Below are 16,269 nucleotides of genomic sequence, written 5' to 3' on the forward strand. Positions count from 1 at the left end.
CTCCCGTGCATGTAACGGCGGGGCGGTGACAGAACCCTTCGGCGCCCTATTGCGCGGGCGCCGGACCACCCTATCTGCTAGGCATGACAGCCCAGATCCCCCCTCCGCCAGAACCGGCCCTGCCCCCCAAGCTGCAACGCTGGTTTACAGATCAGGGCTGGGTGCCCCATCCCCACCAGTTGGAAATGTTGCGCCAGCCAGGCGACACGCTGCTGATCGCGCCCACGGGCGGTGGCAAGACGCTTGCGGGCTTTCTGCCCAGCCTTGCCGATCTGCTAAAGGGCACCGAAGGCGGGCTTCATACGCTTTATGTCTCCCCGCTCAAGGCGCTGAGTGCCGATATCGCGCGGGCGCTGACCGCCCCTGTGACCGGATTGGGGTTGCAGATCCGCATCGAGGACCGCACGGGCGACACCAAGGCCACCACCCGCAGGCGGCAGCGCGTGGACCCGCCCGACATCCTGTTGACCACACCGGAATCGCTGGCGCTGCTGCTGTCCTATCCCGAAGCCCCCAAAATTTTCGCCGGTGTGAAACGGGTGATCCTCGACGAGATCCACGCCTTGGCCGAAAGCCGCCGTGGGGACCAGCTTATGCTGGGGCTGGCGCGGCTGCGCGTCCTTTCGCCCGCGCTGACCGTCACCGGCTTGTCGGCCACGGTGGAAGACCCCGAGGGGCTGGCCCGCTTTATGGGCGGGGCGCATATCCTGCAGGCCGATCCCGGACCGCCCCCCGATATTGCCATGCTGGCCACCACCGATCCGCCACCGTGGTCGGGCGGCGGCGGGCGCTATGCGGTGCGCGATGTGATGGCCGCCATTCGCGAGGCCCGCCTGACGCTGGTGTTTCTGAACACCCGCGCGCAGGCCGAGCTGTTCTTTCAGGCGCTCTGGGAGGTCAATGACACCAACGAGCCGATCGGGCTGCATCACGGCTCGCTGGCGCGTGAGGCCCGCCAGAAGGTCGAGGCGGCGATGGTGGCAGGCCGCCTGCGCGCCGTGGTCTGCACCGGCTCGCTGGATCTGGGGCTGGATTGGGGCGATGTCGATCTGGTCATTCAGGTGGGTGCGCCCAAGAATGTCAAACGTCTGGTGCAACGGATCGGGCGGGCCAATCACCGCTATGACACACCCTCGCGCGCGCGTATCGTCGCCGCCAACCGCTTTGAGGAGATCGAATGTGCCGCAGCCCTCGAGGCCGTGCGCGCGCATGATCTGGATGGCGACCCGCGCGGCCCCGGCCCTCTGGATGTGCTGTGCCAGCATATCCTGCTGACCGCCTGCGCAGGCCCGTTTTCGGCCGAGGCGCTTTATACCGAAATCCAGCGGGCGGGCCCCTATACCGGTCTCTCGCAAGAGGATTTCGACGCCTGTCTGGACTACTGCGCCACGGGCGGTTACGCGCTGCGGGCCTATGACCGCTGGCAGCGCCTGATGCAGCGGCAGGGGGTGTGGCAGCTGCGCGACCCCCGTGCGGCGCGGGATCTGCGGATGAATATCGGCACCATCGTCGATAGCGAGACCCTGAAGGTGCGGATGAAAGCGCGGCGGGGCGGCGCGCCTTTAGGCGAGGTCGAGGAAGCCTTTGCCGCCACCCTCTCGCCCGGAGATACCTTCCTGATTGGCGGTCAGGTGGTGCGCTATGAGGGGCTGCATGATCTGGTGGTCGAGGTCAGCCCCGCCCGCGGGCGCGACCCGAAGATCGCGGTCTATTCCGGCACCAAGCTGGCCACCTCGACCCAGCTTTCCCACCGCGTCGAGGCGCTGATCGCGGACCCTGCCCGCTGGCAGGCCCTGCCCCCCCATTGTCGCGACTGGCTGGACCGGCAGGGCCGCCTTTCCGGCCTGCCGCAGCCGCGCGTCCTGCTGGTCGAGACCTTCCCCCGCAAGGACCGCCACTATACCTGCATCTACGGCTTTGCGGGGCGCAATGCCCATCAGACGCTGGGCCTTCTGGTCACCAAACGGATGGAGGATCTGGGTCTGGGGCCTTTGGGCTTTACCGCCACCGATTATGCGGTTCTGATCTGGTCGGTCGATCCGGTGCACCATCCCGCCAGCCTGCTGGAACCTGCGGGACTGCGCATGGGCTTTGCCGACTGGCTGGGGCAGAATGCGGTGATGAAGCGCGCCTTCCGCACGGTGGCCACCATTGCGGGCCTGATCCAGCGCACCCTGCCCGGCGGACGGCGCTCTGGCAAACAGGCGGTTTTCAGCTCGGATATCCTGTATGACACCCTGCGTCGGCACGACCCGCAGCATCTCATGTTAAGGATGACCCAAGACGAAGCGCAGCGGGGGCTTGTGGATTTTGGCCGGATCGAGGACATGTTGCAGGCCCATGAGCGGATCGCCTATCACCCGCTGGCGCATGTGTCCCCCCTGGCCGCGCCACTTCTGCTGGAGGCCGGACGGGTTGCGATCCGTGGCGGTTCGGGCGAAATGCGTCTGATGGAACAGGAAGCCGAACGGTTGATGAAAGAGGCAGGTCTGACATGACGGACGGGATGTCGAGCATACTCCCCGATTTCGACGAGAAGCTGGTCACGGCGCCCGTGCGCTTTGCGGGCCATAGTTTCATGGTGCTGTCCACAGGGGCGCTTTACTGGCCCGAACGGCGCACCCTGATTTTGGGGGATCTGCATTTCGGCAAGGCCGAGCGCGTGGCGCGGCGGGGCGGCGCGCTGCTGCCCCCTTTCGGGGATCTCGACACTCTGGCCCGCCTTGATGCCACGCTGTTTTTCACCAAACCCGCCTGCGTGGTCTCGCTGGGGGATGCGTTTGACGATGATGAGGCGGGGCGGTCTCTGGCGCGTTCGGTCAAGGCGCGGCTGGCGGCGATTGCCAAGGTCTCTGACTGGATCTGGATCACCGGCAACCATGATCCGGGCCAGCATGACCTGCCCGGAGATATCATGCCCGAGTTGCGCTTCGGCAACCTGACCTTCCGGCACAAGGCCGGACGGGGGCCGGATATCTCGGGGCATTTCCACCCCAAGACCCGTATCGCGGGGCGTGCCGCCCGTGCACTTCTGGTGGGCGAAACCCACATGGTCCTGCCCGCTTTCGGCACCTTTACCGGCGGGTTGGAGATGGACCACCCCGAACTGGCCCGCCTGACCGGCGGCGGCATTGCCTATGCGATGGGGCGCAAAATCCTGCGGGTGCCGATCCCTGCGCTGCCTGCGGATACGGAACCTGCGGATGAGGTGCCTGCGGCGGCGGCGGCAGACACCACCGCCCATCTGCCCGACCCCGACCCCGCGCCAGATGCCGAGCGGACAGAAGGCCAGCCCTAACGCGCGCCCCTTTGGCGCGTTCTATCTACAGGCCCTACTCCGGCATGAAGGCCAGATCGGTCACGCCCGAATTGACACCTGCCATCGACAACATGGCATGGATCTGGCCACGGTGATGGGTCTGATGGTTGAAGATATGCGCCAGCACCTGCGCATGCGGTCTGACCATATCGCGCCCCAATGCGCCGGAATACCATGACAGCGTGCCAGAGAACCACGTCTCGTCCAGCCCCTCGACCCAGTCGAAAATCTGCTGGTCAAGTGCCTGACGGTCGCTCTGGAAGAGGTCCCAATCGTGGATCAGGCCGGTGCTTTCGGGAAGGCCCAGCCCCAAGGGCGCCCCCACCCCGAAGCGCGCCAGCCATGTCTGGTCGGCCCAATAGAGATGCGAGAATGTCGCCTCGATCGATTTGAAGAAAGTGCCGAAATCGCGCTGTCTTTCGCGCATGGGCAACTGGTTGGCCGCCGAAATCATCGCGTTGTTCTGCCAGCTGTTATAGCGCGCCATACGCAGGGCACTGGTTTTCTCGGACATTGCATTCCCCCTTTGCTACCGGACCGAAGGGTATCGGCATCAGGGCAGTTGATCCAGCAGCGATTGCAGGCGGTCAGCCTCATGGGCGGGCTTGTCCCAGCGGATGCGGTTGATGCGCGGAAACCGCATCGCCACACCGGATTTATGGCGCGCAGAGCGGTTGAGCCCCTCGAAGGCCACCTCGACCACCAGCTCCGGCACAAGCGAGCGCACGGGGCCGAAGCGTTCACGCGTATGGGTGCGCACGAAACGGTCGAGACGGCGGAGGTCTTCATCGGTGAAGCCGGAATAGGCTTTGCCGACAGGCACCAGCGGCGCCTCCGGCGCCTCGCCATCCCAAAGCGCGAAGGTGAAATCCGAGTAGAACCCCGACCGCTTGCCATGCCCGCGCTGTGCGTAAAGCAGCACCGCATCCACCAGCCGCGCCTCGCGCTTCCATTTGAACCACGGCCCGCGCGGGCGGCCGGCCAGATAGGCGCTGTCCGGACGCTTGAGCATGACCCCCTCGATCACCGCCTCGGGCGGGTTGGCCCGCAATGCCGCCAGCGCCTGCCAGTCCGCGAAAGGCACAAGCGGCGACACATCCAGCCGCGGACCAAGCCCTGCCACGGCCTGCTCCAGCCGTGCGCGACGGGCGGTGAAGGGAAGCGGTCGCAGGTCTTCGCCCTGCCATGTCAGGATGTCATAGGCACGCAGCGCGGCGGGGGCCTCGGCCATCATCTTCTGGCCGGGCGTCTTACGCCCCAGACGTTTCTGGAGATCGGCAAAGGGGGCCACCTGATCGCCGCGCCGGATCAGCAGCTCGCCATCCAGTGCGCCCTCGAAAGCCATCGCCCCGACCAGATCGGGAAAGCTGCCCGAGATATCGTCGCCCGTGCGCGAATACAGCCTGCGGGTGCCGCCTTCGGACACGGCCTGCACGCGGATCCCGTCCCATTTCCATTCGGCCACATAGTCTTCGGGCGCGAATTTCGACAGCTCCTCCTCGGTGACGGGCGTCGACAGCATCACCGGACGGAACGGCGCAAGCGCGGCATGGGCGGGACGCGGCCCACCCTCGATCCAGCCAAACAGCGCGGTATAGGGCGGGGTCAGCCCATGCCAGAGTTCCTCGATCTCCTCGACAGATGGCCCCCCGTCCTGCGCGCCCATCTGCGCCAGTGCCAGCCGCGCCAGCCGTGCCGAAACGCCAACGCGCAGCCCGCCCGTGGCCAGTTTCAGCAGGGCCAGCCGTGCGGGGGCGGCCAGATGGTCCAGCCATTGCGCGATCTGCCGCGCGGCCTGGGGCCTGGACAGCGGCGTCAACGTGCCGACCACCTCGGCCAGAGACAGATCCTCGCAAGAGGCAGGGTCGGGCCAGATCAGGGCGATTGTCTCGGCCAGATCCCCGACAAAATCGTAAGACAGCGCAAACAGCTCGGCATCCACGCGCTCCGCCACCATCTCGCGCAAAAGCGCGGGCTGCACACGGCCCAAAGACAGATCACCGGTCAGCGCGGCCAGCGCATAGCCCCGATCGGGGTCCGGCGTGGCATGGAAATATGCGGCCAGATAGGCCAGTTTCGCATTGCGGCCACCGGTAAAGGCCAGACGTTCCAGAAGCTCGGCAAAGGCGCGCATCACTCGGGTTCCTCGTCATAGCCCAGCAGATGCAGCGGGCGCGCATGCCGCCCCTCCAGCACCGCCCACCGCATCAGCGCCTCCTCGCGCCCATGCGTGATCCAGAGTTCCTGCGGGTCGACCTGCCGGATGGTGCGGGTCACATCGGGCCAGTCGACATGATCGGAGATGACCAGCGGCAATTCCACCCCCCGCCTGCGCGCATGGGCGCGGATCTGCATCCAGCCACTGGCAAAAGCGATCACCGGATCGGCAAAACGCTGCACCCAGGCCGAACCGAAAGCCGAGGGCGGCGCGATGATGATCGCCCCGTGCAGCGCCCGCGCCTGCGCGGTCTCTATTGTCGCGGGGCGCAGATCCCCCAAGGCAATGCCTTGTGACAGATGGTAGTCACAAAGCGCCTGAAGCGCACCATGAATATAGACCGGCTCGCTATAGCCTGCCTGCCGCAGCAACATGATGACCCGCTGCGCCTTGCCCAATGCATAGGCCCCGACGATATGGGCCCGCTCGGGAAACCGGCGCACCGAGGCCAGAAGCCGGTTGATCTCGTTCAGCGGGTCGGGGTGACGGAAGACCGGCAGGGCAAAGGTGGCCTCGGTCACGAAGAGGTCGCAGGGCACAGGCTCGAAGGGCGCACAGGCCGGATTGGCCACGCGGGAATAATCCCCCGACACCACCTCGCGCCGCCCGCCTTTCTCGATCACCACCTGCGCCGAGCCCAGCACATGACCGGCCGGCACAAGCCGCAGATCCACCCCGCCAAGGCGAATCGGATCTGTCAGCTTCTGCGTCGCCCCCGCGAAGGTTTCGCCATAGCGAATCCTCATGATATCAAGCGTTTCACCTGTAGCGAGAACCGCCCCGTGGCCCGCTCGCGCGTGATCGGCATGGCCGTGAGTGATCACCGCACGCGGCACCGGACGGTGCGGGTCGATATAGAAATCGCCCGCCGCGCAGTAGATCCCGAATTCTGTTTTAGAAATAAGGGACTTAGCCATTTCCTCTAGGTAAACCTGCAATTTTTCTGCATGTTAAGATCGTAAATCCTGTCTATATTTCCTATGTATATCAATCACATGCTTATCTTACGAAGCAGATTATTAAGTAATTCAACCTAGTTTGAGTTCCGTAATGATTACGGAGCACCTCCCGTGTTAACCTTCAAAAAACGCCGCGCCGCCGCACCCTCTGACAGCTTTCCCATCGAATGGGCTGTCCTGCAGTCGCAAGCGGTCATCTGCTTTGCGCCCGACGGCACGATCCGTCAGGCCAACCAGATTTTCTGCGATCTGATGGGCTATACGCCCGAGGCGCTGATCGGCCAGCATCATCGTATTTTCATGCCCGACGGACAGGCAGACCTGCCTGAATATTCTGCCTTCTGGGAGGCGCTGCGCAATGGCAAAGCGCAGACGCAGGTCTTCGCACGCAAGACACGCGAGGGCGGGTGCGTTTATATCAGCGCCAGCTATACGCCGTTCTATGGCCCTGAAGGCCGTGTCAGCGGTATCATCGAAACGGCCAGCGATGTCACCAAGCAGGAAATGGCCCGCTTGGCGATGACGGGCAAGCTGGATGCGCTGGACAAGTCGAATGCGGTGATCGAATTCACCCCCGAGGGCGAGGTGATTTTTGCCAATGCCGCCTTCTGCAAGGCGATGGGCTATACGGCCCCCGAGCTGGTGGGCCTGCATCATGCAAGCTTCATGCCGGTGGGTAAGGCGGACAGTCCGGCCTATATGCAGTTCTGGGAAGAGCTGCGAGCGGGCAAGTTCCAGTCGGGCGAGTTCAAACGCCGCACCAAATCGGGGCGAGATATCTGGCTGAATGCCAGCTACAATCCGGTCACCGATCATCGCGGCAGGGTGCTGCGCGTGGTCAAGATCGCCACGGACATTACCGCCGACAAGGCCCGCACGACGGATGCCGAGGGGCAGATCGCGGCTTTGGGCCGGTCTCAGGCGGTGATCGAATTCACCCCCGAGGGCAAGGTGCTGCGCGCCAATGACCTGTTCCTAGAGGCTCTGGGCTACCGTCTTGACGAGATCACGGGCCAGCATCACCGGATTTTCGTGGCCGAGGCGGAACGGACCAGCCCCGCCTATGCGCAGTTCTGGCAGGATCTGGGGGCGGGCAAGTTCCAGCGCGCGGAATATCGCCGGATCTGCAAATCGGGCAAGGAAATCTGGATTCAGGCCACCTATAACCCGATTTTCGATGACGAGGGCAAGGTTGTCAAAGTGGTCAAATTCGCCACGGACGTGACCCTGCGCAAAAACGCGATTGCCGATTTCCAGCGTATCGCCGAGGCAATGAACCGCGGCGATCTGAGCCAGCGGCTGCATGTCGAGGTGCCGCCAGAGCTGGAAAAGCTGCGTGACGATATGAACAACTCGCTCGAGCAGATTTCGTCCCTGATCAGCAGCATCGTCGAAAGCGCGATGACGCTGAATGTCGAGACACTGAGCCTTACTCAGGCCGGCGACAAGCTGGGCCAGCGCACCGAGGCACAGGCGGCCTCGCTGGAGGAATCGGCGGCGGCCATCAACCAGCTTGCGGCGTCGGTCAAAAGTTCGGCCGATGGGGCGCGTCAGGCCGAGAAGTCGGTGGGCGGTGCGCGTGTGCGGGCCGAGAACGGGCGGCAGATCGTGCAGGATACGATCGTCGCGATGAATGCGATTGCCCAAAGCAGTCAGGCCATTTCGCGCATCACCTCGGTGATTGACGACATCGCCTTCCAGACCAATCTTCTGGCACTGAACGCCGGTGTCGAGGCGGCACGGGCGGGCGAGACAGGGCGCGGCTTTGCGGTGGTGGCCTCGGAGGTCCGCGCGCTTGCCCAGCGGTCATCGGGGGCGGCACAGGAAATCGCCGAGCTGATCTCGACCTCCGAGAAACAGGTGACCTCGGGCGTGTCGCTCGTCAACCAGTCGGGCGTGTCCTTGCAGGAAATTCAGGATGCGGTCATGTTGCTGGATCAAGCCGTGCGCGATATCGCCAATTCGGCAGCCGAGCAATCGATCGGCCTGAACGAGATCCAGACGGCCGTGAACCAGCTTGATCAGGTCACCCAGCAGAACGCCGCAATGTTCGAGGAAGCGTCGGCCACCACCCGCGTCTTGCAGAATATGGCCGAGGCTCTGGCCAGAGAAAGCAGCAAGTTCATTCTGGACGCGCCTGTGGCACAGCAGGTCCCGCAGGAGCGGCTGGCCGGTTAGCGCCACAGAACACCGGTAAGCGCACCGGCTGACACATAGGCGGAAACCTCCGCCACACAGGGCGCGCACCGGCAAGGTTTCGCGCCCTCACGCATTTCTGAGGCCAGACACCTTGTCAGGCCCCTTTCACGGCACCAGAGGTGCTTTCCTTGCGACGATTTGCCAGTTACAGTTGCGCGACACGACCGGCCCGAAAGAGGCTGGCATCCGAGGCAATGTAATCGCCGCCCCGCGGGGCGCGCTCAGGGCAGATAGGGATATTCCCATCGCGACCCGTCAATGGGAAGGGCAGAATGCACAGACGACGTCTATCTCCGGTGATCCTCATGCTTGGCGCGGGCCTGTCGCTTGCGGCCTGCCAGACCACGGGCCTGCCCTTCGGCAAAAGCAAGACCGAAGACGGTACCGTGACCGAGCAGACCTCGGCACGGCTGGTCGAGCGTGATGTCGAGGCCCCTCAGGTCTTTTCCGTCGAGGAGCAGGGGCTTTGGGATGGCCGGCCGTCGCTGGGCGGTGTCTGGGTCGCCCATCCGACCGTCAAGGACCCCGAGCGCGTGATCATCCGCAACACCGAAAACGGCAAATTCGTGATTGGCGCGCTGTTCCGCCGCGAACGCGAGAATCCCGGCCCCAAATTGCAGGTGTCCTCGGATGCGGCAGATGCGCTTGGCATGCTGGCCGGTGCGCCTGCCAAGCTTTCGGTGGTGGCGCTGCGCCGTCAGGAAGCCGCGCCCGAAGGGGCGGACCCTGCCCCCGAAGCCGAGGTCGTGGCCGCCTCCGACGCGATGACGCCCGAAACCATCACCACCGGCGCCCTGCCCGCACAGACGCCCGCAAAGGCGCCCCCCGCCCCGCAGGGCTCGGGCAAGCCTGCCGCGAAACCGGCGGCCAAGCCTGCCCCCGAAGCGGCCTCCAAACCGCCCGCCGCGCAGGCCGCAGCCGTCCAGCCCTCCGCCGCCAAACCCGGCGGTCTGCTGGTGCAGATCGGGATCTTCTCGGTCAAGGCCAATGCCGAAAGCGCAACCGCCAAGCTTGGTAAATCCGGCGTTGTGGCCCAGACCATCGAGGAAAACTGGCAGGGCAAGAAATTCTGGCGCGTTGTGGCTGGTCCCGCCGCGTCCCAATCCGACCGCAACACGTTGCTGACGAAAATCAAGGGGCTGGGCTTTACCGACGCCTTTGCCGTCTCGAAATAAGGAAGAAATATGATGCGTTTCGCGCACCGGTTCGCCGCACTTTGCCTCACGGTGGTGACTGTCCTGCCGTTCACGGCGCCCAAGGCAAAAGCATTCGACACCTCGGCCTCGGCGGCGTGGGTCTATGATGTCTCGACCAAAACCGTCCTGATGGCAAAAAATGCCGATATTCCGCTGCCGCCCGCCTCGATGTCGAAGCTGATGACGCTGGATCTGCTGTTCGAGGCGCTGCGCGACGGGCGGGTGACGATGGACACGACCTTCTCCGTCTCCGACCATGCGCAATCGATGGGCGGCTCGACGATGTTCCTCAACACGATGGACCGTCCGACGGTGGAAGAGCTGATCCACGGGATCATCATCAATTCCGGCAATGATGCCTGTGTGACCGTGGCCGAAGGGCTGGCAGGCTCGGAATCCGCCTTTGCCGAGCAGATGACCGAACGCGCCCACCAACTGGGCATGAAGAACTCGATGTTTGCCAATGCCTCGGGCTGGCCCGACCCCGGCCAGCGCATGTCCACCCATGATCTGGGCATCCTCGCGACCCGCATCATCACCGAATTCCCCGAATATTATAAGTTCTTCGGGATGACCGAATTCAATTACAAGGACCGCGCGCCCGCGAATGCGCAAAACCGCAACCCGCTGCTGGAGATCAAGGCCGCTGACTGGACCGCAGATGGCATGAAAACCGGCCATACCCAGGAAGCGGGCTATGGTATCGTGGGATCGGCCCATCTGGGCAACCGCCGCATCGTTTTCGTGCTGGCCGGTATGGATAGCGAAACCGCCCGCCGTCAGGAGGCCGAGGCGGTTGCCAACTGGGCCTTTCGCCAATTCGTTATGAAAACCGTTGTCACCAAGGGCACGCAGGTGGCCCGCGTGCCGGTCTGGCTGGGCGCGCAGAAAGATGTCTCGCTGGTGCCTGCCGAAGATCTCGAACTGCTGGTGCCCGCCACCGCGCAGGATGCGATCAAGGCCGAGGCGCATTACACCACCCCCATCGAAGCGCCGGTCAAGGCCGGAACCAAGCTGGGAGAACTGGCCCTGACCATTCCGGGGATCGACAAGCCGAAGATGGTCGATCTGGTCGCGGGCGAAGATGTGGCCGAAGGGGGTTTCATGATCCGGATAAAAACGGCATTGTCGCGGCTAACCGCGAAGGCCCTTGAGGCCGCTAACAGCTAAGGGATTCTGATGTTCATCAGTTTCGAGGGGATTGACGGGTCGGGCAAATCGACCCAAGCCCGTCTTCTGGCAGAGGCTCTCCGCAAGGAGGGCCTCGATGTCGTTCTGACCCGTGAACCCGGCGGGTCGACCGGGGCCGAGGAAATCCGCGCGCTCGTCTTGCAGGGCGAGCCGGACCGCTGGTCGCCCCATACCGAACTTCTTTTGTTCACCGCCGCGCGGCGCGACCATATGGAGCGGGTGATCACGCCCGCACTGACCGCCGGCAAAGTGGTGATCTGCGACCGTTTCGCCGACAGCACCCGCATGTATCAGGGCCTTTCGCGCGGCGATATCCGCGCTTTGGTAGACCGCCTGCACGATATGATGATCGGACGCGAACCCGATCTGACCTTCCTGATCGATATCGACCCCGCAGTGGGGCTCGCGCGTGCCAAGGGACGGCAGGGCCACGAGGAACGGTTCGAGGATTTCGGGCTGGACCTGCAAAAGAAGATGCGCGCGGGATTTGTGGATCTGAGCCACCTTTTCCCCGACCGGTTCCGCACGATCAATGGCGGGCGCTCCCCCGAAGAGGTGGCCGCCGATGTGCTGCGCTACACGCAGGACATGGCCGCCGACCTGAAGAAGGCCCCCTGATGGCCCCGAGAGCCGCCAAAACCGAGCCGGGCCTGCCCGATCCCTCCTGCATCGAGGGTGCGCCCCATCCGCGTATGGCCGAGGCGGTCTTTGGCCAGTCGAAGGCCGAGGCCGAGTTTCTTGAGGCCTTCCGTGCAGGGCGCCTGCATCACGGCTGGCTGCTGACCGGCCCGCGCGGCATCGGCAAGGCGACGTTTGCATGGCGCATCGCCAAATTCCTGATGTCGCAGCCCGAGGCAGGCGGCATGTTCGTCCCCGAGCCGCCCGAGACCCTGAATACCGACCCCGACCATGCGGCGGTGCGGCGGATCATGGCAGGGTCCGAACCCGGTGTGTTCGAGCTCAAGCGCGGGCCGAATGCCACCGGATCGGCGCTATCTCAGGATATCCGCGTGGACCGCGTGCGCGAGATGCGCAGCTTTCTGCATCTGTCGGCCAGTGATGGCGGCCCCCGTGTGGTGATCGTCGATTGCGCCGACGAAATGAACACGCAGGCCGCCAATGCGCTGCTGAAGCTTCTGGAAGAGCCGCCCGAGCGGGTGACCTTCCTGATGATCTCGCATCAGCCTGCGGGGCTTTTGCCGACCATCCGCTCGCGCTGCCGCGAGCTACGTCTGCATGCGCTCGACCCCGAGGCGATGGCACAGGCGCTGGATCAGGCCGAGGCAATGGACCCCGATGTGGATATGATGGCGCTTTCGGCGCTGTCGGCAGGGTCGGTGGGCGAGGCGATCCGGCTGATCAATCTGGGCGGGCTCGAGACCTATGCCCAGATCGTGGATCTTATGGCCACCCTGCCCCGCCTCGACCGCCCCAAGGCGCTGGCCTTGGCCGAAAGTTTCACCGGCCGCCAGAATGCCGAGCGGTTTGATTTGGCGCTGGGGCTCTTGGATCTGTTCATGGCGCGGCTGGCGCGTGCGGGCGTGATGGGCCCGCCCCATCCCGAAGGGGCGCAGGGCGAGGCCAAGCTGATGGCGCGATTGTCGCCCGACCAGCTGGCAGCGATGAAATGGGCAGCATTGCACCAAGAACTTGGCACCCGCGCGCGTCATGGGCGGGCGGTGAACCTTGACCCTGCCGCGCTGGTGGTCGATATGGTTCTTAAATTAACAGCGGCGGCCGCCTGAGCCGTCCGGAAAGAGAGGCAAAGTGGCCCGCGAGACCGATATTCCGCAAATTACCGACAGCCACTGCCATCTGGATTTCGACAGTTTCGACGAGGACCGCGATCAGGTCATTGCCCGCGCGGTCGAGGCGGGCGTCAGCCGGATGGTGACCATCTGCACGCGGCTGAAAAATGAACCGCAGGTCCGCGCGATTGCCGAGCGCTATGATCAGGTCTTCTATGCGGCAGGCACCCACCCGATGAGCGCCGCCGAAGAGCCGATGGCCTCGGTCGAGGAACTGGTGGCGCTGGCCCAGCACCCGAAATTCGTGGGGCTTGGCGAGACGGGTCTGGATTACCACTATTCCGCCGATAGCGCCGAGGTGCAGAAGGTCAGCCTGAAGATCCATATCGAGGCGGCGCAGGAAACCCAGTTGCCGCTGATCATCCATGCCCGCAATGCCGATGAGGATATGGCGAGGATCCTTGGCGAGGGCATGGCCCGCAAAGCCTATCCTTGCGTGCTGCATTGTTTTTCCTCGGGGCCGGAACTGGCCAAAGCCGCGCTGGAGATGGGGATCTACCTGTCGATGTCGGGCATTGCGACCTTCCCGAAAAGCCAGGAGATCCGCGATATTTTCGCCACCGCCCCCGTGGACCGCATTCTGGTGGAAACCGACAGCCCCTATCTTGCGCCCAAACCCCATCGCGGCAAGCGCAACGAACCGGCCTACACCGCCCATACCGCCCGTGTGGGTGCCGAGGTCTTCGGCATGGACTACGCCGAGTTTGCAGCGCAGACGCAGAAAAACTTCGACACGCTCTTTGCCAAGGCCGCCAGCTGGAGGGCCAAATGACCCTGCGCTTCACGATCCTTGGCTGTGGTTCCTCGGGCGGCGTGCCGCGGCTTGGCGGGCATTGGGGGGAATGTGACCCCGCAAACCCCAAGAACGCCCGCCGCCGCTGTTCGATGCTGGTCGAACGTCTGGGCGCGGCAGGCACCACCCGCGTGCTGATCGACACCGGCCCCGATATGCGCGCACAGTTACTGGATGCGGGCGTGGGCGAATTGGATGCGGTGGTCTATACACATTCGCATGCCGACCATATCCACGGGCTCGATGACCTGCGCCAGATCGTGTTCAACATGGGCCAGCGTCTGCCGGTCTTTGCCGACCCCGAGACCGCTGGCCGTCTGGTCAAGGCCTTCGACTATGCTTTTGTCCAACCCGAGGACAGCAATTACAAACCGATCTGCGAGCTGACCGAGATCGACGGGCCGTTTGTGATTGATGGGGCGGGCGGGCAGTTGCCGTTCACCCCTTTCGAGGTGGATCACGGCAATATCCAGGCTTTGGGCTTCCGTATCGGCGGGCCGCAGGGCGGTCTGGCCTATCTTCCCGATGTGTCGGATATTCCGCCTCTGGCTTGGCCCTATCTGCAAAACCTCGATATCTGGGTGCTGGACGGGCTGCGCCGCAAGCCGCATCCGACCCATGCCCATCTGGCGCTTGCGCTGGAATGGATGGAGCGCGCGGGCAACCGCCACGGCGTAATCACCAATATGCATATCGACCTCGATTATGACGCGGTGATGCGCGAGACCCCCGATCATGTGGTCCCCGCCTATGATGGCATGGTGCTGGAGCTGCCCGACGCATGAGCACATTGATCGACGTCATCCTGCCTGTCTTCCTGATCGTCGGTCTTGGCTATCTTGCCACTTGGAAAGGCCTGTTTTCGGAGACAGCGGTTGACGGGCTGATGCGCTTTGCGCAGAATTTCGCGGTGCCGGTGCTGCTGGCGCGGTCGATTGCGAAACTGGATCTGGGCGCAAGCTTCGACTGGAGGTTGATGGTCAGCTTTTACGCGGGCGCTCTGCTGGCCTTTGGGATCGGCATTCTGGGCGCGCGCCTGATGGGCCGCCATCCCGACGAGGCGATCGCCATCGGTTTCTGCTGCCTGTTCTCCAACTCGCTGCTGCTGGGCATCCCGATCACCGAGCGCGCCTATGGCACCGAGGCGCTGGCGGGCAATTTCGCGATCATCTCGATCCATTCGCCCTTCCTCTATACGGTAGGCATTCTGGCGATGGAGGCCACGCGCTCGGCAGGTCAGGGCATCAGCCTTGCGCGGGTGGGGATCAATGCGCTGAAAGGCGTGCTGCGAACGCCTCTGGTGATCGGCATCCTTTGCGGGCTGCTGATCAAGCTGGGGCAGTTCGTCACCGGCCAGCCGCTGCCGCATCCGATCTGGGCCGCGATGGATATGATGGCGGGGGCGGCGATTCCGGCGGCGCTTTTCGGGCTGGGCGGCGTGCTGGTGCGCTATCGCCCCGAAGGGGACAGCCGCGCGATCACGATGGTCTGCGTGCTGTCCTTGCTTGTGCATCCGGGACTTGCCTATGTGCTGGCGCGGTTCGGCTTTGGCCTGAACATGGACCAGCTGCGTTCGGTCACGATGACAGCGGCGATGGCGCCGGGGGTCAATGCCTATCTCTTCGCCAATATCTATGGCGTGGGCAAACGGGTGGCGGCTTCGGCGGTGCTGGTGGGCACGGCACTTTCGACCCTGACCATATGGACGTGGATCGCTTTCCTGCCTTAATCGGGACTTCAGTCGGGAATCGTGACGATGATCACGCCCTTCTCGGTCGCCACCACGGTATGTTCATATTGCACGGTGGGGGCCGAGGGCTCGGCATAAAGCGTCCAGCCGTCTTCCTCGGTATCGGCCCATTCGCCGCCCATCGACAGGAAGGGCTCGACCGTCAGCACCAGCCCCTTCTCGATCACGCGCTTGTCGCGTTTCTCGGTCCATGTCGGGATTTCCTCCGGGTATTCATGCAGCGAATTGCCCACCCCGTGGCTGGCCAGATTGCGGATCAGCGTATAGCCGCGCGGCTTGGCAAAGCGCTCGATCGCCATGCCGATGCCGTTCAGGGGCTTGCCCGCCGCGACCTGTTTCACGCCGATCTGCATGGCCTTCTTCCCGTCGCGGCACAGCTGGTCCAGCACGGGGCGCATCTGCCCCACCCCGAAACTTGCACCATTATCGGCGAAATAGCCATTTTTGCTGGCCGAAACATCGATATTGACCAGATCGCCCGCGCGGATCACCCGACCCGACGGAATGCCATGCGCCACTTCCTCATTGACCGAAATGCAGGTGGCGCCGGGAAACTGGTAGACCGCCTCGGGGGCCGAGACCGCGCCTGCCGCCTCCAGCATGGCACGCCCGATGTCATCCAGCTCCAGCGTCGTCATCCCCGGCTCGACCGCGCGGGCCATCCCCTGCAGCACATTGGCGCAGATCCGGCCGATCTCTTTCAGCCCGTCTAGCTCGGCTTCACTGGTCACAATCATATCGGGCTCCGTCTAACGTGCCTTGGCTTATCAAACCGCCACCTGATGGACAATAAACCCTTGCCGTAGAATCTACCGCAGACAGGCGTTATCTGTGAC

At 64.0% G+C, this 16,269-nt stretch carries 14 protein-coding genes; 10 read left to right on the forward strand and 4 right to left on the reverse strand.

Translation table 11 applies throughout. The features are described from left to right. Window positions 1-83 precede the first annotated feature (83 nt). On the forward strand, window positions 84-2,498 hold the full coding sequence (locus RPE78_RS01515; RefSeq protein WP_406721037.1) for a ligase-associated DNA damage response DEXH box helicase: 2,415 nt from the start codon (window positions 84-86) through the stop codon (window positions 2,496-2,498). An 8-nt stretch (window positions 2,499-2,506) separates the two neighbouring features. Next, complete coding sequence (gene pdeM, locus RPE78_RS01520; protein WP_406721038.1) at window positions 2,507-3,298, forward strand: ligase-associated DNA damage response endonuclease PdeM; 792 nt, start codon at window positions 2,507-2,509, stop codon at window positions 3,296-3,298. Window positions 3,299-3,332: 34 nt separating this feature from the next. On the opposite strand, the gene RPE78_RS01525 is transcribed toward pdeM, so the two are convergent. From RPE78_RS01525 to RPE78_RS01535, 3 genes are read right to left on the reverse strand one after another with little or no spacing between them, the layout of a single operon-like run. Beyond that, complete coding sequence (locus tag RPE78_RS01525) at window positions 3,333-3,833, reverse strand: DinB family protein (protein WP_339107763.1); 501 nt, start codon at window positions 3,831-3,833, stop codon at window positions 3,333-3,335. A gap of 39 nt (window positions 3,834-3,872) precedes the next feature. Beyond that, complete coding sequence (locus RPE78_RS01530) at window positions 3,873-5,453, reverse strand: cisplatin damage response ATP-dependent DNA ligase (protein ID WP_406721039.1); 1,581 nt, start codon at window positions 5,451-5,453, stop codon at window positions 3,873-3,875. After that, on the reverse strand, window positions 5,453-6,454 hold the full coding sequence (locus RPE78_RS01535; protein WP_406721040.1) for a ligase-associated DNA damage response exonuclease: 1,002 nt from the start codon (window positions 6,452-6,454) through the stop codon (window positions 5,453-5,455). Before RPE78_RS01535 ends, RPE78_RS01530 begins: the two co-directional genes overlap by 1 nt. A 153-nt stretch (window positions 6,455-6,607) precedes the next feature. Here RPE78_RS01535 and RPE78_RS01540 point away from each other — a divergent pair, with 153 nt between their 5' ends. The 8 genes from RPE78_RS01540 (at window position 6,608) to RPE78_RS01575 (ending at window position 15,412) form a co-directional block, all read left to right on the forward strand. After that, a complete protein-coding gene (locus RPE78_RS01540) occupies window positions 6,608-8,674 on the forward strand; it encodes a PAS domain S-box protein (RefSeq protein WP_406721041.1) in 2,067 nt (688 codons plus the stop codon). A gap of 293 nt (window positions 8,675-8,967) precedes the next feature. Then, a complete protein-coding gene (locus tag RPE78_RS01545; protein WP_406721042.1) occupies window positions 8,968-9,870 on the forward strand; it encodes an SPOR domain-containing protein in 903 nt (300 codons plus the stop codon). Between the two features lie 12 nt (window positions 9,871-9,882). Next, a complete protein-coding gene (locus tag RPE78_RS01550) occupies window positions 9,883-11,061 on the forward strand; it encodes a D-alanyl-D-alanine carboxypeptidase family protein (protein ID WP_339109527.1) in 1,179 nt (392 codons plus the stop codon). A gap of 9 nt (window positions 11,062-11,070) precedes the next feature. Beyond that, entirely contained in the window at window positions 11,071-11,700 is a 630-nt protein-coding gene (tmk, locus tag RPE78_RS01555; protein WP_339107768.1) for a dTMP kinase, read from the forward strand. Next, complete coding sequence (locus RPE78_RS01560; RefSeq protein WP_406721043.1) at window positions 11,700-12,827, forward strand: DNA polymerase III subunit delta'; 1,128 nt, start codon at window positions 11,700-11,702, stop codon at window positions 12,825-12,827. The genes tmk and RPE78_RS01560 overlap by 1 nt, the downstream gene beginning before the upstream one ends. Window positions 12,828-12,849: 22 nt before the next feature. Further along, complete coding sequence (locus tag RPE78_RS01565) at window positions 12,850-13,662, forward strand: TatD family hydrolase (RefSeq protein WP_406721044.1); 813 nt, start codon at window positions 12,850-12,852, stop codon at window positions 13,660-13,662. Continuing rightward, window positions 13,659-14,468, forward strand: coding sequence for an MBL fold metallo-hydrolase (locus RPE78_RS01570; protein WP_406721045.1), 810 nt, complete (start codon window positions 13,659-13,661; stop codon window positions 14,466-14,468). The genes RPE78_RS01565 and RPE78_RS01570 overlap by 4 nt, the downstream gene beginning before the upstream one ends. Further along, window positions 14,465-15,412: an AEC family transporter gene (locus RPE78_RS01575; RefSeq protein WP_406721046.1), complete on the forward strand. Its 948-nt coding sequence runs from the start codon at window positions 14,465-14,467 to the stop codon at window positions 15,410-15,412. The genes RPE78_RS01570 and RPE78_RS01575 overlap by 4 nt, the downstream gene beginning before the upstream one ends. Before the next feature lie 8 nt (window positions 15,413-15,420). On the opposite strand, the gene map is transcribed toward RPE78_RS01575, so the two are convergent. Further along, window positions 15,421-16,170 carry a type I methionyl aminopeptidase gene (gene map / locus RPE78_RS01580; protein ID WP_406721047.1) on the reverse strand — a complete coding sequence of 250 codons (750 nt, stop codon included), beginning with the start codon at window positions 16,168-16,170 and terminating at the stop codon, window positions 15,421-15,423. Between the last annotated feature and the right edge of the window lie 99 nt (window positions 16,171-16,269).

Source organism: Thioclava litoralis (genome assembly GCF_045278885.1).
GTDB lineage: Bacteria > Pseudomonadota > Alphaproteobacteria > Rhodobacterales > Rhodobacteraceae > Thioclava > Thioclava litoralis.